At 63.6% G+C, this 20,713-nt stretch carries 18 protein-coding genes; 10 read left to right on the plus strand and 8 right to left on the minus strand.

Going from position 1 to position 20,713, the window contains the following annotated elements; all coding sequences use genetic code 11:
• The first annotated feature begins 86 nt into the window (after window positions 1-86).
• The 8 genes from epd to F6X59_RS07470 all read left to right on the plus strand — a co-directional run bounded on the left by epd (window position 87) and on the right by F6X59_RS07470 (window position 7,313).
• Window positions 87-1,148 carry an erythrose-4-phosphate dehydrogenase gene (epd, locus tag F6X59_RS07435; RefSeq protein WP_152955657.1) on the plus strand — a complete coding sequence of 354 codons (1,062 nt, stop codon included), beginning with the start codon at window positions 87-89 and terminating at the stop codon, window positions 1,146-1,148.
• Between the two features lie 12 nt (window positions 1,149-1,160).
• A complete protein-coding gene (locus F6X59_RS07440; protein ID WP_152955658.1) occupies window positions 1,161-2,324 on the plus strand; it encodes a phosphoglycerate kinase in 1,164 nt (387 codons plus the stop codon).
• Between the two features lie 32 nt (window positions 2,325-2,356).
• A complete protein-coding gene (locus F6X59_RS07445) occupies window positions 2,357-2,575 on the plus strand; it encodes a hypothetical protein (protein ID WP_152955659.1) in 219 nt (72 codons plus the stop codon).
• A gap of 76 nt (window positions 2,576-2,651) precedes the next feature.
• Complete coding sequence (locus F6X59_RS07450) at window positions 2,652-2,981, plus strand: MliC family protein (RefSeq protein ID WP_152955660.1); 330 nt, start codon at window positions 2,652-2,654, stop codon at window positions 2,979-2,981.
• 100 nt (window positions 2,982-3,081) lie between these two features.
• Window positions 3,082-4,146, plus strand: a complete 1,065-nt coding sequence (fba, locus tag F6X59_RS07455; RefSeq protein WP_008093958.1) for a class II fructose-bisphosphate aldolase — start codon at window positions 3,082-3,084, stop codon at window positions 4,144-4,146.
• A gap of 197 nt (window positions 4,147-4,343) precedes the next feature.
• Window positions 4,344-6,464 carry a bifunctional diguanylate cyclase/phosphodiesterase gene (locus F6X59_RS07460; RefSeq protein WP_152955661.1) on the plus strand — a complete coding sequence of 707 codons (2,121 nt, stop codon included), beginning with the start codon at window positions 4,344-4,346 and terminating at the stop codon, window positions 6,462-6,464.
• 39 nt (window positions 6,465-6,503) lie between these two features.
• Entirely contained in the window at window positions 6,504-7,004 is a 501-nt protein-coding gene (locus tag F6X59_RS07465; RefSeq protein WP_027920691.1) for a M48 family metallopeptidase, read from the plus strand.
• A gap of 12 nt (window positions 7,005-7,016) precedes the next feature.
• Window positions 7,017-7,313 carry a helix-turn-helix domain-containing protein gene (locus F6X59_RS07470; protein WP_152955662.1) on the plus strand — a complete coding sequence of 99 codons (297 nt, stop codon included), beginning with the start codon at window positions 7,017-7,019 and terminating at the stop codon, window positions 7,311-7,313.
• On the opposite strand, the gene F6X59_RS07475 is transcribed toward F6X59_RS07470, so the two are convergent.
• Complete coding sequence (locus F6X59_RS07475) at window positions 7,288-7,761, minus strand: GNAT family N-acetyltransferase (RefSeq protein WP_152955663.1); 474 nt, start codon at window positions 7,759-7,761, stop codon at window positions 7,288-7,290. The genes F6X59_RS07470 and F6X59_RS07475 overlap by 26 nt on opposite strands.
• Window positions 7,762-7,928: 167 nt before the next feature.
• Here F6X59_RS07475 and F6X59_RS07480 point away from each other — a divergent pair, with 167 nt between their 5' ends.
• Window positions 7,929-8,666, plus strand: coding sequence for an ABC transporter substrate-binding protein (locus tag F6X59_RS07480; protein ID WP_152955664.1), 738 nt, complete (start codon window positions 7,929-7,931; stop codon window positions 8,664-8,666).
• Between the two features lie 11 nt (window positions 8,667-8,677).
• Here the strand turns inward: F6X59_RS07480 and yccS are convergent, their stop codons facing one another.
• The 7 genes from yccS to F6X59_RS07515 all read right to left on the minus strand — a co-directional run bounded on the left by yccS (window position 8,678) and on the right by F6X59_RS07515 (window position 19,812).
• Window positions 8,678-10,861 carry a YccS family putative transporter gene (gene yccS, locus F6X59_RS07485; protein ID WP_152955665.1) on the minus strand — a complete coding sequence of 728 codons (2,184 nt, stop codon included), beginning with the start codon at window positions 10,859-10,861 and terminating at the stop codon, window positions 8,678-8,680.
• An 83-nt stretch (window positions 10,862-10,944) separates the two neighbouring features.
• Window positions 10,945-12,126: an NAD(P)/FAD-dependent oxidoreductase gene (locus tag F6X59_RS07490; protein WP_346653734.1), complete on the minus strand. Its 1,182-nt coding sequence runs from the start codon at window positions 12,124-12,126 to the stop codon at window positions 10,945-10,947.
• Window positions 12,127-12,273: 147 nt separating this feature from the next.
• Window positions 12,274-13,611 carry an ATP-dependent RNA helicase DbpA gene (gene dbpA, locus F6X59_RS07495; RefSeq protein ID WP_256669124.1) on the minus strand — a complete coding sequence of 446 codons (1,338 nt, stop codon included), beginning with the start codon at window positions 13,609-13,611 and terminating at the stop codon, window positions 12,274-12,276.
• A gap of 112 nt (window positions 13,612-13,723) precedes the next feature.
• Complete coding sequence (mdtD, locus tag F6X59_RS07500; protein WP_152955666.1) at window positions 13,724-15,151, minus strand: multidrug transporter subunit MdtD; 1,428 nt, start codon at window positions 15,149-15,151, stop codon at window positions 13,724-13,726.
• A gap of 65 nt (window positions 15,152-15,216) precedes the next feature.
• Window positions 15,217-16,536, minus strand: coding sequence for a TldD/PmbA family protein (locus tag F6X59_RS07505; protein ID WP_152955667.1), 1,320 nt, complete (start codon window positions 16,534-16,536; stop codon window positions 15,217-15,219).
• Entirely contained in the window at window positions 16,536-17,978 is a 1,443-nt protein-coding gene (locus F6X59_RS07510) for a TldD/PmbA family protein (RefSeq protein ID WP_152955668.1), read from the minus strand. Before F6X59_RS07510 ends, F6X59_RS07505 begins: the two co-directional genes overlap by 1 nt.
• 31 nt (window positions 17,979-18,009) lie before the next feature.
• Window positions 18,010-19,812, minus strand: a complete 1,803-nt coding sequence (locus F6X59_RS07515) for an acyl-CoA dehydrogenase (RefSeq protein ID WP_152955669.1) — start codon at window positions 19,810-19,812, stop codon at window positions 18,010-18,012.
• A gap of 213 nt (window positions 19,813-20,025) precedes the next feature.
• Here F6X59_RS07515 and F6X59_RS07520 point away from each other — a divergent pair, with 213 nt between their 5' ends.
• Window positions 20,026-20,613, plus strand: a complete 588-nt coding sequence (locus F6X59_RS07520) for a hypothetical protein (RefSeq protein ID WP_152955670.1) — start codon at window positions 20,026-20,028, stop codon at window positions 20,611-20,613.
• Window positions 20,614-20,713 lie beyond the last annotated feature (100 nt).

Raw genomic sequence — 20,713 nt, forward strand, 5'->3', positions numbered from 1 at the left:
CATCGCGGTCTTTGTGGGAGCGGCCTTGTGTCGCGAATGGGCCGCATGGCGGCCCCAATAGCCATCATGCGTTAGCGAGCCAACGAATGCCCCACCCGCGTCCCTACAAAGTTGCACTCAACGGTTACGGCCGCATCGGCCGCTGTGTCCTGCGCGCACTGTTCGAGCGGGGGGCAAAGGCCGGTTTCGAGATCGTTGCGCTGAACGACCTGGCCGATCAGGCCAGCATCGAATACCTGACACGCTTCGACTCCACCCACGGGCGATTCCCCGGCGAGGTGAAGGTCGACGGCGACTGTCTGCATATCAATGGCGACTGCGTGAAAGTCATGCGCAGTGCCACCCCCGAAGGCATCGACTGGGCCGCCCTGGGTGTCGACCTGGTGCTGGAGTGCTCCGGCGTCTACCACACCCGCGCCGATGGCCAGCGTTTCCTCGATGCCGGCGCGCCGCGCGTATTGTTCTCGCAGCCGATGGCCAGCGAGGCCGATGTCGACGCCACCGTGGTCTATGGCATCAACCAGGATTGCCTGACGGGCAACGAACGCCTGGTGTCCAACGCCTCCTGCACCACCAACTGCGGCGTACCGCTGCTGCGCGTGCTGGACCAGGCATTCGGCATCGAGTACGTGCAGATCACCACCATCCACTCGGCGATGAACGACCAGCCGGTGATCGACGCCTATCATCACGAGGACCTGCGCCGCACGCGCTCGGCCTTCCAGTCGGTGATCCCGGTATCCACTGGCCTGGCGCGCGGCATCGAACGCCTGCTTCCGGAACTTGCCGGGCGAATCCAGGCCAAAGCGGTACGCGTGCCGACCGTCAACGTCTCGTGCCTGGATATCACCCTGCAGACCGCCCGCGACACCAGTGCGGCCGAGGTCAACCGGGTGTTGCGCGAGGCGGCGCAGAGCGGCCCGCTCAAAGGCTTGCTGGCCTACACCGAGCTGCCTCACGCCAGCTGTGATTTCAACCATGACCCGCATTCGGCCATTGTCGATGCCAGCCAGACCCGCGTCTCAGGCCCACGCCTGGTGAACCTGCTGGCTTGGTTCGACAACGAATGGGGGTTTGCCAACCGTATGCTCGACGTAGCCGAACATTATCTGCACGTCGTCCACCCAACCCGCAGCAAACAGCCCTGAAGGACTGCATTCATGACCGTGTTGAAGATGACCGACCTCGACCTGCAAGGTAAGCGCGTACTGATCCGCGAAGACCTCAACGTACCTGTGAAGGACGGTGTGGTAACCAGCGATGCGCGTATCCTGGCAGCGCTGCCGACCATCAAGCTGGCCCTGGAAAAGGGTGCGGCGGTAATGGTCTGCTCGCACCTGGGCCGCCCGACCGAAGGCGAGTTCTCTGCCGAGAACAGCCTCAAGCCGGTAGCCGACTACCTGAGCAAGGCCCTGGGCCGCGACGTGCCGCTGGTTGCCGATTACCTGGGCGGTGTTCAGGTCAGCGCCGGTGACCTGGTGCTGTTCGAGAACGTACGCTTCAACAAGGGCGAGAAGAAGAACGCCGACGAACTGGCCCAGCAGTACGCCGCACTGTGCGACGTGTTCGTGATGGACGCTTTCGGTACTGCTCACCGCGCCGAAGGCTCCACCCATGGCGTCGCCAAATTCGCCAAGGTCGCTGCCGCTGGCCCGCTGCTGGCTGCCGAACTGGACGCGCTGGGCAAGGCCCTGAAAGCCCCGGCCAAGCCGATGGCGGCCATCGTCGCCGGCTCCAAGGTATCGACCAAGCTGGACGTGCTGAACAGCCTGAGCAGCGTCTGCGACCAGCTGATCGTCGGTGGCGGCATCGCCAACACCTTCCTGGCTGCTGCCGGTCACCCGGTTGGCAAGTCGCTGTACGAGCCTGACCTGGTCGAAACCGCCAAAGCCATCGCCGCCAAGGTCAGTGTGCCGCTGCCGGTCGACGTGGTGGTGGCCAAGGCGTTCGCCGAAGACGCCGAAGCCACCGTCAAGGCCATCGCCGACGTAGCCGCCGATGACATGATCCTCGACATCGGCCCACAGACCGCTGCCAATTTCGCCGAGCTGCTGAAGTCGTCGAAGACCATTCTGTGGAACGGCCCGGTCGGCGTGTTCGAATTCGACCAGTTCGGCAACGGCACCCAGGTGCTGGCCAAGGCCATCGCTGAAAGCGCTGCGTTCTCCATCGCCGGTGGTGGCGATACCCTGGCTGCCATCGACAAATATGGCGTCAGCAAGGATATCTCCTACATTTCTACCGGTGGCGGTGCCTTCCTCGAGTTCGTCGAAGGCAAAGTGCTGCCAGCCGTGGCGATCCTGGAAGAGCGGGCAAAAGCCTGACAATGGCGGCGCCTGGCAAAGGGAGCGACCTGATGGTCAAGCAATTGCCTGTGATGATCCTGGCCGGCCTGCTGGGCGCCTGCTCCAGCAGCCCGTCTTCGGATGCCGACCCGGCGCACCCGCCCAAGGGCGGGTGCTACCAGTCCGAGTGGCAGGCCGAGACCGTGCCGGTCATCAGCAAGCGCGTAGGCCCGCAAGGCCTGGAAAAGTACGACGAAGAACACCAGCACCAGGCGCCGGGTTGCCCTTGAAGAGAAAGACCGAACCAAGCGTTTCGTCGGGGCAGGCAACCAAGCGACCGCTGTGTGGTCATCTAGAGGATATGTAATGAAAGCGCTGCTGGCCTCGATGGCCCTGGCGACACTGGCAGGATGCTCACTGATGCAGCCTGCACCTTCCGCCCCGGCGGACAACTGGACCCGCTGGGTCTGTGACACCCAGGTCGAGGTGCTGTGGCGCTTCGCTGATGCTCAACGGGACCAGGTTGACGTACGCCTCGGCGGCGGTGATCAGGTCTATCGGCTCAAGGCCGAGCCGGGCGCCTCTGGCGCGCTGTACAGCGATGGCGTGCTGGCCTTTCACACCAAGGGCGAAGAAGGCCTGGTGTACTGGGTGGCAACCAACGATCTGATTGGGCGGGGCTGCAAGGCACCGTGACTGGCCGGGCCGCACAGGCGGCCCACACTACTTGAACAGCAACCGCCCCTGCGGCAGGCTTGCACGAAACAAACGACGCTTGTCGGGAGAGAGATACACAATGGCACTCATTAGCATGCGCCAGATGCTGGACCACGCCGCCGAGTTCGGTTACGGCGTTCCGGCTTTCAACGTCAACAACCTCGAGCAGATGCGCGCCATCATGGAAGCGGCCGACAAGACCGACTCCCCGGTGATCGTCCAGGCTTCGGCCGGTGCCCGCAAATATGCCGGTGCTCCATTCCTGCGCCACCTGATCCTGGCCGCCATCGAAGAATTCCCGCACATCCCGGTGTGCATGCACCAGGACCACGGCACCAGCCCTGATGTCTGCCAGCGCTCGATCCAGCTGGGCTTCAGCTCGGTGATGATGGACGGCTCGCTGGGTGAAGACGGCAAGACCCCGACCGACTACGAGTACAACGTCCGCGTTACCCAGCAGACCGTGGCCATGGCCCACGCCTGCGGCGTTTCGGTGGAAGGCGAGCTGGGCTGCCTGGGTTCGCTGGAAACCGGCATGGCCGGTGAAGAAGACGGCATCGGTGCCGAAGGCGTGCTGGACCACAGCCAGATGCTGACCGACCCGGAAGAAGCCGCCGACTTCGTCAAGAAGACCCAGGTCGACGCCCTGGCCATCGCCATCGGCACCAGCCACGGTGCCTACAAGTTCACCAAGCCGCCTACCGGTGACGTGCTGGCGATCGACCGCATCAAGGAAATCCACAAGCGCATCCCTAACACCCACCTGGTGATGCACGGTTCTTCCTCGGTACCGCAAGAGTGGCTGGCGATCATCAACCAGTACGGCGGCGACATCAAAGAGACCTACGGCGTACCGGTCGAAGAGATCGTCGAAGGCATCAAGCACGGCGTGCGCAAGGTCAACATCGACACCGACCTGCGCCTGGCGTCCACCGGTGCCATGCGCCGCCTGATGGCACAGAACCCGAGCGAGTTCGACCCACGCAAGTTCTTCGGTGAAACCGTGAAGGCCATGCGTGACGTGTGCATCGCCCGTTACGAAGCGTTCGGCACTGCCGGCAATGCCTCGAAGATCAAGCCGATCTCCCTGGAAGGCATGTTCCAGCGCTATCTGAAGGGTGAGCTGGCCGCCAAGGTCAACTGATCCACAGGTGTAAGAAGAAAACCCGCAGCGATGCGGGTTTTTTTATGCGTCGAAAAAGCTGCAAGGCGACCGTTAGTCGGCTACCGTGAAACTTATCCATTGATAGCGATCTGATTGCATTGCTTGTCGCAACTGCAGGTCTAGAGTATTAATCGGATCCAATAGCAAGTCGAAGTCGGTCAAACAAGAGAAGCAGCATGGATGGCGCTTACCCTCAACCACTGGATGGCCAATCGGTTCTCCTGGTGGTAGACGATTACCCGGAAAACCTCATCAGCATGCGGGCCTTGCTGGCGCGCAACGATTGGCAAGTGTTGACGGCAAGCTCAGGGATGGAAGCCTTGGGTACGTTGCTCGAACACGAAGTCGATCTGGTCCTGCTCGATGTGCAGATGCCCGAAATGGACGGCTTTGAAGTCGCCCGCCTGATGCGCGGCAGCCAGCGAACCCGGCTGACTCCGATCATTTTCCTCACCGCCAACGAGCAGTCCGATGCCGCCGTGCTCAAGGGCTATGCCAGTGGTGCGGTGGATTACCTGTTCAAGCCGTTCGATCCACAGATTCTCAAGCCCAAGGTGCAGGCGCAGCTGGACCAGCAGCGCAACCGGCGCATGTTGCAGCGGCTGACCCGCGAACTTGAGGCTGCCCGGGCGTTCAACGCCTCGATTCTGGAAAATGCCGCCGAAGGCATCCTGGTGGTCGATGCCGAAGGTGTCATCAGCTTCGCCAACCCGGCAATTTCGCGCTTGATGCATACCCCGGTCGAACAACTGCAGGGGGGCCACCTGCTCGATCTGCTGCAATTGGCCAACGCCACCCTGTGGAGCGAATCCGAGTTCCACAGCGCGTATCTCGCCCGGCAGATCGTGCGGGTCCACGATGCCCACCTGCGCACCCCGGGTGGTCAGCTGCTGCCCGTGGCGCTGTCGTGTGCGCCGTTGCCGGCAGAGCAGCAGGCGATGGTGGTCACGGTGCTGGACATGTCGGTTGAGCGCAATCTGCACCAGCAGCTCGAATACCAGGCGGTGACCGACCCCTTGACCGGGCTGCTCAACCGTCGTGGGTTCTACCAGGCCGCCGAAGGCGCCTTGCTGCGCGGCGAGCGCTCGAACAAGAGCCAGGCCCTGATGTACATGGACCTCGATGGCTTCAAGCGGATCAACGACTCACTGGGCCATGAGGCCGGTGACCGGGTGCTGCACTGGGTGGCCGAGCAGATCAAGGACTGCCTTGGCAGCGAGGCCCTGCTGGCGCGCATGGGCGGCGACGAGTTCACTGCACTGTTCGATGGCCTGCCCTACCCGGAACAGGCCGGGCGCTATGCCGAGAAACTGCTTGAGCGGGTGTCGATCCAGCAGCAGGTGGACGGGCTGGATGTGTGCCTGGGTGTCAGCATCGGCATCGCCACCTACCCCGACTGTGGCGGCAATGTCGAAGGCCTGCTGCGCGCCGCCGATACGGCGATGTATGCCGCCAAGCGGGCCGGCCGCCAGCAGTATCGCTTCTATGATCAGGAGCTCAATGGTCGCGCCCGCTCGCGGCTGATGCTTGAGGACAGTGTGCGCAATGCCATCGAGGCCCAGGATTTCAGCCTCGTGTACCAACCCCAGGTGGCCTTTGCCGATGGCCAGCTACGGGGTTTCGAGGCCCTGCTGCGCTGGCAGCACCCCAGTGTTGGCGACGTGCCGCCCGGGCTGTTCATACCGTTGCTGGAAGAGGCGCGGCTGATCAACCGACTGGCCAGCTGGATTTACCGTCAAGGCGCCGCCCAGCGTCAGGCCTGGTGCCAGCGTTTCGCCCCGGAGCTGGTATTGGGTATCAGCCTGAGCCGCGCGCAGTTCTCCATGCCCAGCCTGGTCGATGAACTGCAGCGGGTGATCCAGGATTACCAGCTCGACCCGGCGCAACTGGAGGTCGAGGTGGCCGAGACCTCGTTGATGTACAACATCGACACGGCGATCAAGCAGATTCACCGCCTGCGCGAGCTGGGCGTGCGGGTGGCGCTGGATGATTTCGGCGCGGGCGACTGTTCGCTGCGCATGCTGCGCGACCTGCCCATCGACACGTTGAAGCTGGACCGCCATCTGGTGGCGCGCCTGCCGGACTCGGCGGTGGATGCCGCGTTGGTGCGCAGTGTCATCGTCCTGTGCGCAGACTACGGCATCACCGTGATCGCAGAGGGGGTTGAAACACAGGCCCAGGCTGCGTGGCTGAAGGCAAACGGTTGCGCTTACGTTCAGGGTTTTCTGGTCGCGCACCCGATGACGGCGACCGACGCCACGGGCTTCCCGGCGATTTTTCCCTGGCAGCGGCCGTGATTGGCTAGAATCGGCATTCGTTACGCCGAATGCCGTGCCATGACCGTATTACGCTATTTGCAAGCCTACCCACCGCACCTGCAGGAGCAGGTGCGGCAGATGATCGACAGCGACCGCCTGGGCGAGTACCTGCAGCGCCGCTACCCCGGGCGCCATGACGTGCAGAGCGACAAGGCGCTGTACGGCTATGCCCAGGACCTGCGCCAGCAATACCTGCGCAGCGCGCCAAACCTCGACAAAGTGCTGTTCGACAACCGCCTGGACCTGACCCATCGGGCCCTGGGGCTCAATACCGCGGTTTCGCGGGTACAGGGCGGCAAGCTCAAGGCGAAGAAGGAAATCCGCATTGCCTCGCTGTTCAAGGAGGCGGCGCCCGAGTTCCTGCGCATGATCGTGGTGCACGAGCTGGCGCACTTGCGCGAGCGCGATCACAACAAGGCGTTCTACCAGCTCTGCCAGCACATGGAGCCGGCTTACCACCAACTGGAATTCGACCTGCGCGTCTACCTGACCTACCGGGAGTTGCCAGGCAACCTGTAAGGATTACGCAGCATGGATGTGAGCAAGACCAAGAGCAGTTTCTACCGTCGCCTGTACGTGGCCTGGCTGATCGACAGCCAGACCGCCACCAGCGTGCCGGCGCTGATGGAGGCCACCGGCATGCCACGGCGTACGGCTCAGGACACCATCGCCGCACTCGCCGACCTGGACATCGTCTGCGAGTTCGAGCAGCAGGAAGGTGCGCGCAACCATGCCGGGCATTACCGCATCCATGACTGGGGGGCGATCGACAAGCAGTGGATCATCCAGCACCTGCGGCAGGTCAGGGAAGTACTGGGATATCCATGACCTTGCGCATGCCGATATGCGGGATGTCATCCTCAAGGTATTGCTCACCCACCACTTCAAAGCCGTGCCGGGCATAGAACCCTTGCAGGTGCGCTTGCGCTGACAGATAGACCGGCGTTCCGTGCCAGCAGTGCCCGGCTGCTTCCAGCCCTTTCAGCAGCAGCGGATGACCAAGCTTCAGGTCGCGTACTTCAGGTGCGGTCACCACTCGCCCGATAACCACATCGCCGCCCTGCGACTGCGGATCGAGCAGGCGCAGGTAGGCCACCAGCTTGTCATCCTGCCAGGCCATAAGGTGCAGGGTATCGCCTGTCAGGTCCTGGCCATCGACTTCCTGGTAGGCACAGCGTTGCTCGACCACGAACACGGCGGTACGCAGTTGCAGGATGGCGTACAGCTCATGTTTGTCGAGGTCGGAGTGATGCTTGCAAAGCCAGTGGATCGACATGGTGATAACTCCTGAAAATGATGGCTGATCATCGCAAATTTTCGCAGCACGGCCAAAATAGAGGCTAAATGACATTATTGGCCGCTGCCCCAGGCAGCGGCTTTGTGTAATCTCATTGGCCAATCACCTTTCACAGCGTGTGCCTCCCACTGCAAAAGGACTTCTGCATGCGGCCGCTGCTTTGCGCGTTGGGCTTGCTGGGCGTGTTCCTGGCAGCACCTGCATTTGGCCAGGACAGGCTGCGGCTGGTGGCCGACAACTGGCCGCCGTTCACCGACAGCACCCTGCCAGGTGGTGGCCTGGCCACCCGCCTGGTCAGCACGGCGCTGGCCCGCGCCGGGTATGCCAGCGGCTACGAGGAAGTGCCTTGGGCGCGGGCGTTGATGGGCATTGGCGAGGGGCGCTACGACGTGCTCATCAACGCCTGGTACAACGACGCGCGCAAACAGATCGGGCAGTTCTCCAAGGGCTACCTGAACAATCGCATTCGCCTGCTCAAGCGCAAGGGCGACACGTTCCGCTACAAGAATCAGGGCGACCTTTATCCCTACAGCATCGCAGTCGTGCGCGACTATGCCTATTCACCTGCGTTCGATGGCGATACCCGCCTGCACAAGGTGGAGGTGCGCAACTTCTCGACCGCCGTGCGCATGCTGGCAGCCGGCAGAGTGAACCTGGCCGTGGAAGATGAGTACGTGGCGCGCTACAACCTGCAGCGCGAGTCGCAGGAAGTGCGCGATGGCGTGACGTTGGTGGAGCCGCTGCTGGCGGAGAATACCCTGCATATTCTGGTGAGCCTGAAGCACCCCGACCACCAGCAGATCGTCGAGCGGTTCGAGCAGGCTATCGCAGGGATGAAGGCCGATGGCAGCTATGCGCGGCTGCTACGTGAGCATGGCTTCTGACCTTGCGCAGCTCAGGCCGCGGGTGCCTCTTTGATGAGGTGGGCTGCCAAGGTCCGCAACGGTGCCAGCTGCCGGCAGATCAACGCCAGCTGTGTCTGCACCAGCCGCTGGTGCTCATCCAGCTCTTCCGGCATCTGCTCCAGGGCATCGGCCAGCGCCTCTTCGGCATCACTGTGTATCGCCACCGGCAGCCGCGCCGCGAGGCCATTGGCAATCTCATCCAGGCTATTGGCCAGGCTCTGCCCGGCGCCATCGATCAATTGCTCCTGCACCTCTGCCGGCAATGCCGTATCGCGGTGTGCGCCCAACCCTGACAGGTAACTGAGCAAGGTGTGCGACAGCACCAGGAAGCGGAAGCCGACATCGGCCTCCTTGCGGAAATGCCCCGGCTCCATGAGCATGTTGGCCAGCGTGGTCGACAGCGCCGCGTCAGCGTTGTGGGCGTTGCGCCGGGCCAGTCGGTAGGCGAGGTCGTCGCGCTTGCCGTGGGCGTACTGCTGCATGATCTGGCGCAGATACACGCTGGCGCAGGCCAAGGTGTTGGCCAGCGCCTTGTTCAGGCGCCGGCCCTGCCAGTCTGGCAGGAACAGGAACACCGCGAGGATGGCAATCAGGCTGCCGACCAGGGTGTCGAACAGGCGCGGCAGGAACAGGCCGTAGCCATCGCCGATCTGGTTGAAGCAGAACAGCACCATCAGCGTGATCGCTGCAGTGGCCAGGGTATAGCGGGTGGTGCGGTTGACGAAGAACACCACGCCCGCAGCCACTGCGAACAGCGACTGTATGACCGGGTTGGGGAACAGATCGAACAGCGCCCAGCCGACAGTCAGGCCAATCGCTGTGCCGAAGATCCGCTGCACCAGCTTGCGCCGGGTGGCGCCGTAGTTGGGTTGGCAGACGAATAGTGTGGTGAGGATGATCCAGTAGCCTTGGGTCGGGTGGATCAGGTGCACCATGCCGTAACCGACCGACAGCGCCAGCGGCAGGCGCAGGGCGTGGCGGAACAGCAGCGAGGTCGGCGTCAGCTGGGTGCGCAGGCGCGTCCACACGTCCTTCAGGCTGCGTGGTGAGCGGTCGAGCAGGCTGCTGTCACTGGCATCGGCCAGGCTGTCGGGATTGCTGGCGGCGCTGAGCAGGCGGTCGAGGGTCGCCAGGTTGGCAGCGAGGGCGCGCAGCGAACGCAGCAGGCCACGCCAGGCCGGGTTGCTCTGGACGCGCAGGTGTTCCAGTGAGGCGTTGAGGTCTTCCAGGGCCTCGGCAAAGCCGCTGGCCAGCACGAAAGGCTGGCGCAGGCGGATCGAACGGGCCAGTTCCTGGCAGGAGGCTCCCTGTTTGCGCAGCAGGCGTTGGCAGCGGAACATCACGTCGCTGTGGAAGAACGCTTCGTTCAGGGCGTTGTAAGGGTAGTGCGAGGCGCTGACCCGTTCGTGGATGTCCTGGGCCAGGAAGTACAACTTGAGGTAGCGGCTGACCTTGGAATTCGGTTGGCTGTTGCCGACCCGGTGCAGGATGATTTCCTTGGCCGCGTTGAGCGCCGCCACCACCTTGCCGTTCTGCTGCGCCAGCGCCAGGCGCTGGGCCTCGACATCGAGGTTGCGGATTGGCTCGAACAGGCTGGCCTTGAGCTTGAGGTAGCTGCCGAGTTCGAAAAACAGCTTGGCCAGGCTCTGCTGCACCGGCTGATTGGAAAACAGCGCCTGCCACAGCACCGAAAGCAGGCCGTACCAGGCGGCGCCTGCTACCAGCAGCATCGGTTCGTGCCAGAAGTCGGTGACCAGGCCGCCACGCTGGTCCACGCCGATCATGGTGTACACCGAGGTGATCAGCGTCGCCGAAGCAATCGCGCCATAGCGTTCGCCCAGGGCGCCGAGCATGGTCAGGCCGAACGCTGCCAGCGCCAGGGCGATGACGAAGACCCAAGGGTAGGGGAACAGCAGCTCGACCGCGAGTGCGGCGATGGCAAAGCAGGGCAGGGTAACGGCGAGGGCGCTGAGGCGGCCTTGCCAGCTGTCATCGGTCTCGGCCAGGGCGCTGGCGATGATGCCGAGGAACAGCGGAATCAGCAGGGCCATCTCGTTCTGGTACCAGCACAGGGCCAGGCTGCCGGTGAGGGCGATGGTGACCCGGATGCTGTAGCTGAACTTGTCTTGGCCCCACAGGCGACGCAGTGACTGACGGAACGAACTCGATGACATGATGGCCTGCTAGGCAGTGATCGAATGAATGCATTGCAGCACGGCCAGCAAGAAGCGTTCCGTGCTGCTGAATGGATTCTACTCTACACGAACTGCGCAGCGGCGTTGGCAGATGCCCAGGCCCACTGGAAATTGAAACCGCCCAGATGGCCAGTGACGTCGAGCACTTCGCCAATGAAGTACAGGCCGGGGCTTTTCAGCGATTCCATGGTCTTGGACGACACTTCGCGGGTGTCCACGCCACCGAGGGTGACTTCCGCGGTGCGGTAGCCTTCGGTACCGGCCGGCACCACCTGCCAGTTCGCCAGTTTTTCGGCGATCTGCGCCAGTTCCGCCGGGGTGTACTGCTTCATCGGCCGCGATTCGAACCACTGCTCGGCCAGCAGGTTGGCCAGCTTGCGGGTGAACACTTCGCCCAGCACGGTCTTCAGTTCGGCGTTGGCGCGCTCGGCCTGCATCTGCTGCAGCCAGGTCAGCGCATCGCGGTCGGGCAGCAGGTTGATTTCCACCGTGTCGCCGGCTTCCCAGAACGACGAGATCTGCAAGATCGCCGGGCCACTGAGGCCGCGGTGGGTGAACAGCAGGTTCTCGCGGAAGCTGGTGCCGTTGCAGCTGGCGGTGCAGTCCAGCGAAGTGCCCGACAACTCGGTGCACAGTGCCTTGAGTTGGGGCTCGGTGATGGTGAATGGCACCAGCCCGGCGCGGGTCGGCAGCAGGCTGTGGCCGAACTGGCGGGCCACCTGGTAGCCGAAGCCGGTGGCGCCCAGGGTCGGGATCGACAGGCCACCGGTGGCGATCACCAGCGACTGGCAGGCGAACTGGCCACCGCTGGTCTGCAGCAGGTAGCCAGCTTCGGTTTTCTCGATGTGTTCGATGCTGGTGTGCATGCGGATTTCGGCGCCGGCGTCGTCGCATTCGGCCAGCAGCATGTCGAGGATGTCGCTGGCCTTGTTGTCGCAGAACAGCTGGCCGAGCTTCTTCTCGTGGTAGGGCACGCCATGCTTGCTCACCAGCTCGATGAAGTCCCACTGGGTGTAGCGGGCCAGGGCCGACTTGCAGAAGTGCGCGTTCTGCGAAAGGAAGTTGGCCGGCTCGGTGTACAGGTTGGTGAAGTTGCAGCGTCCGCCGCCGGACATGAGGATCTTCTTGCCGGGCTTGTTGGCGTGGTCGAGCAGCAGCACCCGGCGGCCACGGCGGGCGCTGAGCTGGGCGCACATCAGGCCGGCGGCGCCGGCGCCGAGGATGATCACGTCGGTGGAGTGCACGGTGTTACCTCATAAATAGCCGGGGCCGCTGCACGCCCCATCGCCAGCAGGCCAGCTACCACAGGGAATGCACCTGGCCTGAGGCCTGTGGAGATCCGGTGGGAGCTGGCTTGCCGGCGATGGGCTGCAAAGCAGCCCCAAAATAGGTCAGACGATACGAACTTTCAGGGCCCGGCCCTTGATCTTGCCGCTGTTCAAGCGCTGCATGGCCTGCTTGGCCAAAGGCCTTTCAACTGCCACAAAGGCCTGGAAGTCGAAGATGGCGATCTTGCCCACCTGCTTGCCCGGGATCCCGGCATCGCCGGTCAGCGCACCCAGGATGTCGCCTGGACGCAGCTTGTCCTTGCGCCCGGCGGCGATGCACAGTGTGCTCATCAGTGGCAGCAACGGCGCGCCGCCCTGGTTCTTCAGGTTGTCCAGCTGGTCCCAGCGCAGCGGGCTTTTCTGCAGGTCTTCGATGGCCTGGGCACGATGGCCTTCGGCTGGTGCCACCAGGCTGACCGCCACGCCTTTTTCACCGGCACGGCCGGTACGGCCGACGCGGTGCACATGGATCTCGGCATCGCGCGCCAACTCGACGTTGATGACCATGTCCAGGCCATCGATGTCCAGGCCACGAGCCGCCACATCAGTGGCCACCAGTACCGAGCTGCTGCGGTTGGCGAACATGGTCAGCACCTGGTCGCGGTCACGCTGCTCCAGGTCACCGTGCAGGGCCTGGGCGACGATACCCTTGGCGGTCAGGTGGGCAACCACGTCCTCGCACTGCTGCTTGGTGAAGCAGAACGCCACGCACGATTGCGGGCGGTAGTGGCCAAGCACGCGAGTGACGGCGTCCAGACGTTGCTGCGGGTCGATCTCGATGAAACGCTGCTCGATCTGGTTGTCGGTGTGCAGGCTTTCGACCTTGACCTGCTGCGGCTTGCGCATGAAGTCGGCGGCCAGCTGCTCGATGCCGGCCGGGTAAGTGGCCGAGAACAGCAGGGTCTGGCGACGCGACGGGGTCTTGCCGATGATGCTGGCGATGGCGTCGAAGAAGCCCATGTCGAGCATGCGGTCGGCTTCGTCCAGCACCAGCGTGTTCAGGCCGTCGAGCACCAGGGTGCCCTTGTCCAGGTGCTGCTGGATGCGCCCCGGGGTGCCGACGATGATGTGTGCACCGTGCTCCAGCGAGGCGATCTGCGGGCCCAGCGACACGCCACCGCAAAGGGTGAGGATCTTGATGTTGTCCTCGGCGCGGGCCAGGCGACGCAGCTCTTTGGCCACCTGGTCGGCCAGCTCGCGGGTCGGGCACAGCACCAGCGCCTGGCAGCCGAAGTAGCGCGGGTTGATCGGGTTGAGCAGGCCGATGCCGAAGGCGGCGGTCTTGCCGCTGCCGGTCTTGGCCTGGGCGATCAGGTCCTGGCCGCGCAGGATGACGGGCAGGCTTTGGGCCTGGATCGGCGTCATCGAGGCATAGCCGAGGGCGTCCAGGTTGGCCAGCATGGCGGTGGACAGCGGCAGGGTGGCAAAGGCGGTGGATTCGGTGGTCACGAGGCGGGCCTGTGGTGCAAAGCGAAAAATGTCGCATAGTCTACCAGCCTCGTGGCCATTCGCCCTACGACTCCATGTGTTGTTCCGGACGACGGGCACGCCTTCCGTCCGTCGGCGACAGTTGCAGGAAGATCGCCGCCGCCAGCATGGCCATCACGCCGATGGTGACGAAGGTCAGCTGGAACGCGCCCAACGTAGTCTCCACGCCCTCGGCACTGCCCGCTGCGGTAAAGCCGCCGAGCAAGGCACCGGCGCAGGCCACGCCGAGGCTCAGTGACAGCTGCGCGACCACCGACAGCAGGCTGTTGCCACTGCTGGCGCTGGCGTCGTCAAGGTCGATCAGGGTTACCGTGTTCATCGCCGTGAACTGCATCGAGTTGACGGCGCCGAGCAGGGCCAGTTGCACCAGCAGCAGGGCATACGGAGTCTGCTCGTCGACCAGGCCCAGGCTGGCCAGCAGCATGCCCAGCAGCAAGGTGTTGCCGGTCAGCACGATGCGGTAGCCCAGCCGTTCGATCAGTGACCGGGCAACGGACTTGGCCAGCATCGCTGACGCGGCCAGCGGAATCATGCTCATGCCGGCCTGGGCCGGCGAGTAGCCCAGCGCCACCTGCAGCAGCAACGGCACCAGGAACGGCAGGGCACCGCTGCCCAGGCGCGCGAAGAGGTTGCCGAGGATGCCGATGGCGAAGGTGCGCACGCGGAACAGGCTGGGCGAGAACAGCGGCTCTGGGTCGCGCCCGGCGCGCAGCCAGTAGGCGGCCAGGCAGGCCATGCCGGCGAACAGCAGCAACATCACCCGCAGGTGCGGCAGGTGCAGCTCGCCCAGGCCTTCCATGGCGATGGTGATCAGTACCATCGCCGCGCCGAACAGGATGAACCCGGGGCCGTCGAAGCGGGTGCGCTCGGCGCCGCGCAAGTCAGGGATGAACTTCCACACCGCATAGCAGCCCAGCGCACCGACCGGCAGGTTGAGCAGGAAGATCCAGTGCCAGCTGAGGATTTCCACCAGCCAGCCGCCCAGGGTCGGGCCCAGCAGCGGGCCGAGCAGGCCGGGGATGGTGATGAAGCTCATGATCCTCACCAGCTCCGTGCGCGGGTAGGCGCGCAGCACCACCAGGCGCCCGACCGGCAGCATCAGCGCGCCGCCCAGGCCCTGCACGATGCGGGCGAAGACCAGGAAACCGAGGCTGTTGGCGGTGGCGCACAGCAGCGAACCGAAGCTGAACAGCAGGATGGCGCCGAAGAAGATGCGCTTGGTACCGAAGCGGTCGGCGATCCAGCCGGAGGCGGGAATCAGCAGGGCCACGGTGAGCATGTAGGCGATGATCACGCCCTGCATGCGCAGCGGGTCTTCGGCCAGCGAGCGGGCCATGGCCGGCAGGGCGGTGTTGAGGATGGTGCCGTCCAGGGACTGCATGAAGAAGGCGATGGCCACCACCCAGGGCAGCCAGCGGGCGGTGGTCGGGTCCAGCGGTGCTCGATCGGGCATGACGTCCTCTTCTGTCTGTACCGGCCTCTTCGCGGCTGAAGCCGCGAAGAGGCCGGTACTGCCAATCACAATGTCAGGGTCAGCGCTTTGACCAGCGCTCCAGGCAGATGACTCGACCCGGTACTGCGCTGCCCATAGGTACTGGTCGACAGGATCATCTCGCGCTCGCGGGTCAGATCCTCCAGCTGGCTGCCCAGCAGGCTGTACAGGCTGTCATCGAAGCGCATGGTGCTCACCGGTCCCTGTATCTCGCCGTTCTCCACCCAGAAGGTGGCGAAACGGGTCAGCCCGGTCATGCGTGCCGCTGGCAGGTCAGAGTAATTCAGGTACCACAGGTTGCTGATATACAGCCCGGTACCAAGCCGTTCAAGGATCTGCTCGCTGGGCAGGCTACCTGGCGCCAGGCTCAGCGCGCACGGCGACTCGTAGCTGTCGGCACCATTGGCCAGCAACTCGAACTCAGCGGCGCTGCGGGCACTGACCAGCCGCTGCATCGCGTTGCCCTGCTGGATCAACGGCACATCCAGGCGCGGTGAGCCCTCGTCGGAGAATGCCGGGCTCAGCGAGCCGCTGACCTGCTCGCTGAAGCTCACCAGCGGGTGCAGTTGCGCATCACCGTTGTACAGGCGCTGCAGGGCGCTGTTGCCGGTGGCCAGGGCCTGAGCCGAGAAGCCCCCCCAGCAGAGCATGCCGGCGATTTCGTCCATGGCCGCGGGTGCCAGGTAAGCGCGGTAGCTGCCGGGCTTGAGGGTTACTGCCGGGCGGCCGAGAAAACCCAGCTGTTGCCGTGCCAGGCGCAGGCGGGCGGTGAAGTCCTCGGCACTCCACAGTTGGCCAGCATAGTTGGCCTTAACCGCCTCGCCGTTTTCGTGGAACAGGCTCCAGTCGAAGTTGAAGCTGTTGGCCTGGTGCCAGCCAATAGCCCCGAACGAGCTGGCGAAGCCCCGGCAAATGGGGCCGGCGGCGTAGATGCCGACCAAGTCCAGGTCACCGGCCTCGCGATCGAGCAGGGCCAGTACTTCGCTCAGCGCGGGCAACGGCTGCTCTTGTTGGCTGTGGCTGTGCCATGCGCTTTCGTCCAGGCTCAGGTACGGGTCGACGGCCAGCAGTGGCAAGGTCTGGCGCAACTGCTCCAAGGCTGCGATCAGGCGTTGCTGGTCAAGTCGCGCATCGCCACTCAGGGTCACCTGCTGTTCTGCCTGGCGGCCATCGCGGATCAGCCGCAGTTGCGCGCTGGCCTGGCTCACTTCGCCGGCCTGGCGCACCTTGGCGTGATTGAAACGCACGAATTGCGACTGTTCGGCGCTGTAGCCGAGGGTGAATTGTTCGTCGGCGTGCAGGGCATGCCGCAGCTGCGCGATCAGGGCTTCGAAAACAGCTTTCATCAGGCGTCGCCTCCGAATACGTCGATGTGGCTGAAGACACAGGCGGGCGAGGCATGCCCGACCCGCACCACCTGGTTGGGTTCGCCTTTGCCGCAGTTGGGCGTGCCCAGGACCTGGAAGGTGCTGCGGTCGCCGACCGCCGCGAGGTTGCGCCAGAACTGCGCGGAGATGCCGCGGTAGTTGGGGTTCTTGACGATGCCCTTGAGCTCGCCGTTCTCGATCAGCTGGCCCCATTCGCAGCCGAACTGGAACTTGTTGCGCGCATCGTCGATGGACCAGGAGCGGTTGGTGCGCATCAGGATGCCGTGCTCGATGCCCCGGATCAGCTGGTCGAGAGACTGGTCGCCCGGTTCGATATTGAGGTTGGCCATGCGGTCGATCGGCGCACGGTTCCAGCCGCAGGCGCGGCTGTTGGCAACGCCATCCAGGCCCGAACGGAACTGCGACAGGGCGCCGCCCAGCGGGCGCAGGAGCAGGCCGTTGCGGATCAGGAACTGCTTGCTGGCGGCGGTCCCGTCATCATCGAAGCTGTAACTGGCCAGCTCTTCGCTGATGGTCGGGTCGAAGGTCACGTTGAGCAGGCTGGAGCCGTATTGCAGGTGGCCGAAGTCGCTGGCTTTGACGAAGCTGGTGCCAGCGTAGTTGCGCTCGTCGCCGAGGATGCGGTCCATCTCCAGCGGGTGGCCGATGGATTCGTGGATCTGCAGCATCATCTGGTCGGGCATCAGCAGCAGGTCACGGGCACCGCTGGGGGTGTTCGGCGCCAGCAGCAGCTGCAGCGCCTGGTCGGCGATCTGGCGGGCAGCACCGACCAAGCCACAGCGCTCGACGATTTCGAAACCGCCTTGCTGGCCGAAATTGTCGCGGCCCAGGCTGCGGCTCTGGCTGTCCTGGCCGTCGCTGGCGGTGACGCTCAGCCCCGGGAACAGGAAGCGTTGGGCATGGCGCAGCGCGGCGCCGGCCGAGTTCAGGTAGGTCTGCTCGACCAGGGTCAGGCCAAGGCTGGCCTGCCAGTCCACCAGGCGGCTGTCCTTGGGCACGCTGGCCGATTCGGCGGCGAGCAGGCCCAGGCAGTCGGCCAGGCTCGGTACTGGCTGGTCGAAGTTGGGTGAGATGTGGTCGTGACGAGCGCTGGTTACCGGTTGTTCGCGTAGGTCGAGCAGGCTGTGCCTGGCGATCTGTCGCGCCAGTGCCTCGGCTTGTTCCAGTGCCCGTTGCAGGCCGGCTTGGGACACGTCGGCAGTGGCCGCATAGGCCTCCACGCCCTTGACCCGCACCGTGAGCATGGCGCCTTCGTCGTGGCTGAAGATCGGCGGTTCGGCCACATTGCGACGAACCGAAAGCGCCTGGTGCGACTGTTTCACATGGCGCAGGGAAAACAACTCGGCCGTACTGCGCAGCGCGGCAAAGCGCTGGCGCAGCAGGGCGCTGGAATCGAACATCTGAAAGCCTCCGTTTTCACGGTGGCTCCCCCTAGAACCACCCGTCTTGCATGGCGAGGCAAGTGTCGTCGCGCGCCTCGAGCAATGCCAGGTCATTATGGCAGGCGGGGATTTCCCAGGTCAGGAAATAACGCGCGGCCTGCAGCTTGCCGAGGTAGAAATCGCGGTCGGCAGCGCTGCCCCTGAGCAGGCCAAGCTCGGCGTGGATCGCCTGTTCCAGCCAGCGCCAGCCGATCACGCTATGGCCGAAGGCTTTGAGGTACAAGGCGGAGTTGGCGAGGGCGCCGGCGATCTTGCCCTGTGCCAGGTCGCCGAGCAGGGCCAAGGTTACCGTTTGCAGGCGGTTGACCAGTTGCTCCAGTGGCTGGCGCAAGCTGTCCAGGCCCGGATGCTGGCTGGCGCGCTCTGCGGTCGCAGCGATCAGGCGAATCAGTTGCTTGAGGCCGGCGCCGTTGTTCTGCGCCAGCTTGCGGCCCAGCAGGTCGAGCGACTGGATGCCCTCGGTGCCTTCGTGGATCGGGTTCAGGCGGTTGTCGCGGTAGTACTGCTCCACCGGGTACTCGCGGGTGTAGCCGTGGCCACCGAGAATCTGGATCGCCAGTTCGTTGGCCTTGAGGCAGAAGGTCGAGGGCCAGGACTTGACGATCGGGGTCAGCAGGTCGAGCAGTTCCTGGGCCTGCCTGCGTGCGCTTTCGTCGCTGGCGGTGTGGGTGTCGTCGAACAGGCGCGCAGCGTACAGGCCCAGGTCGAAGGCGCCTTCTACGTAGGCTTTCTGCGTCAGCAGCATGCGCTTCACGTCGGTGTGCTCGATGATCGGCACGGCGGGGCTTTGCGGGTCCTTGTTGTCCGGCATGCGGCCCTGGGGGCGCTGGCGAGCGTATTGCAGGGAGTATAAATAGCCTGCGTAGCCGAGCATCACCGCACCCATGCCGACGCCGATACGTGCCTCATTCATCATCTGGAACATACAGGCCAGGCCCTGGTGCGGCTGTCCGACCAGGTAGCCGACGCACTGGCCGTTGTCGCCAAAGTTGAGCGCAGTGGAAGTGGTGCCGCGCCAGCCCATCTTGTGGAACAGCCCGGCCAGCAGCACGTCGTTGCGTGGGCCACGGCTGCCGTCATCGTTAACCAGGTACTTCGGCACGATGAACAGCGAAATGCCCTTAACGCCGGGCGGCGCGTCCGGCAGCTTGGCCAACACCATGTGCACGATGTTCTCCGACAACTCGTGGTCGCCACCGGAGATGAAGATCTTGTTGCCCTTGAGCCGGTAGGTGCCATCGCCAGCGGGTTCGGCACGGGTGCGGATATCGGCCAGCGACGAGCCGGCGTGGGGTTCGGTCAGCGCCATGGTGCCGAAGTAGCGGCCTTCGATCATCGGCTGCAGGTAGAGGCGCTTCTGCTCTTCGTTGCCGAAGCTCTCGATCAGGTTGGCCGCGCCCATGGTCAGGAAGGGGTAGGCCGTGGTGCCGGCATTGGCGGCCTGGAAGTGGGCGAAACAGGCCTGTGAGACCAGGCTGGGCAACTGCATGCCGCCGACGTCGAAATCGCGATTGGCGTTGAGGAAGCCGGCTTCGAGAAAGGCATCGACGGCCGGCTTCACCTCGGGGATCAGTTCGGCGCGGCCGTCCACATAGCGCGGCTCGTTTTCGTCGGCCTTGCGGTTGTGCGGGGCGAAGTACTTGTCGGCGATGGTGCGCGCGGTGGTCAGGGCCGCATCGAAGGTTTCGCGGCTGTGCTCGGCGAAGCGCGGGCGCTGGGTCAGGGCTTCGGCGTCGAGGACTTCGTAGAGTTCGAAGGCGAGGTTGCGGGGGCTGAGCAGGGTCTCGGGCATAGGGGGCGGTCCTTAAGCGGGCGTCAGCCGAGTCTAGGTGTGGCTCATTGGGGTAGCTACCATGATTGATCCAGATGATGGTTGGTCACAGCCAGCATATTTAGAGAGTGTGCAGCTATCGGAAAAGTCTTACTTATGCCTCGGAAGCGTATGGCATATTTTCAGGCGGAATAAGTATCCAATAGCAAGCTCTATTCACGCCAAGAGTTGCTGATGATGCTAGAGCAAGAAAAGGTCCCGGCTGCTGAGGGGCAGCAATTTTTTACAGTGTCGTTAAAGAAGATTGCTGTCGTTAGTTTTTTTACATTTGGTTGGTATTGGCTTTATTGTTTCTATCGTAGCTGGGCATCGCACAGAAAGTATTCTGGAGAGCGAGTGTTACCCCTCGTGCGTGCATTCTTCGATGTATTTTTTATTTATGCGCTGCTGAAACGTGTGGATAAGAAGCTTCGTTTTTCAGGGAGAAAGTATCAATGGTCGCCGCTTGCACTTACCTTGGGCCTCATCGCTACTGGCGCGCTTCCGTTTTTCTTGACTCACGGGCTTTTTACTAAAAATCTCTATGCCATTGTTTGCTTGCAACTCTTGTTGGCGGTACTGAATGCCTGGTTTGTAATGAGGGTGCAGCGGGCTATAAATTGTGCTGAGGGAGATATTAGCGGGGCAGTCAATTCGACTTTCACAGTTGCGAACTGGCTATGGATGTCGTTAGGCCTGTTGTTTTGGCCTAGTATGGTCTTCCTGATTCTATCGTCCTTGCTTATGGGTACCGATCTAGGCAGTGTTCAAGTGGGTAGGTAGTCGCCACAACGATGCCGAGAGGGTGTCAGAAATTTTGTGTTCGGGCATAACATGAGTAAGAGGTGCATGTATGCCAACCAAAAAGAAACCCTTGCGTGAC

The sequence above is a fragment of the Pseudomonas sp. MN1F genome (genome assembly GCF_009391885.1).
Taxonomy (GTDB): domain Bacteria; phylum Pseudomonadota; class Gammaproteobacteria; order Pseudomonadales; family Pseudomonadaceae; genus Aquipseudomonas.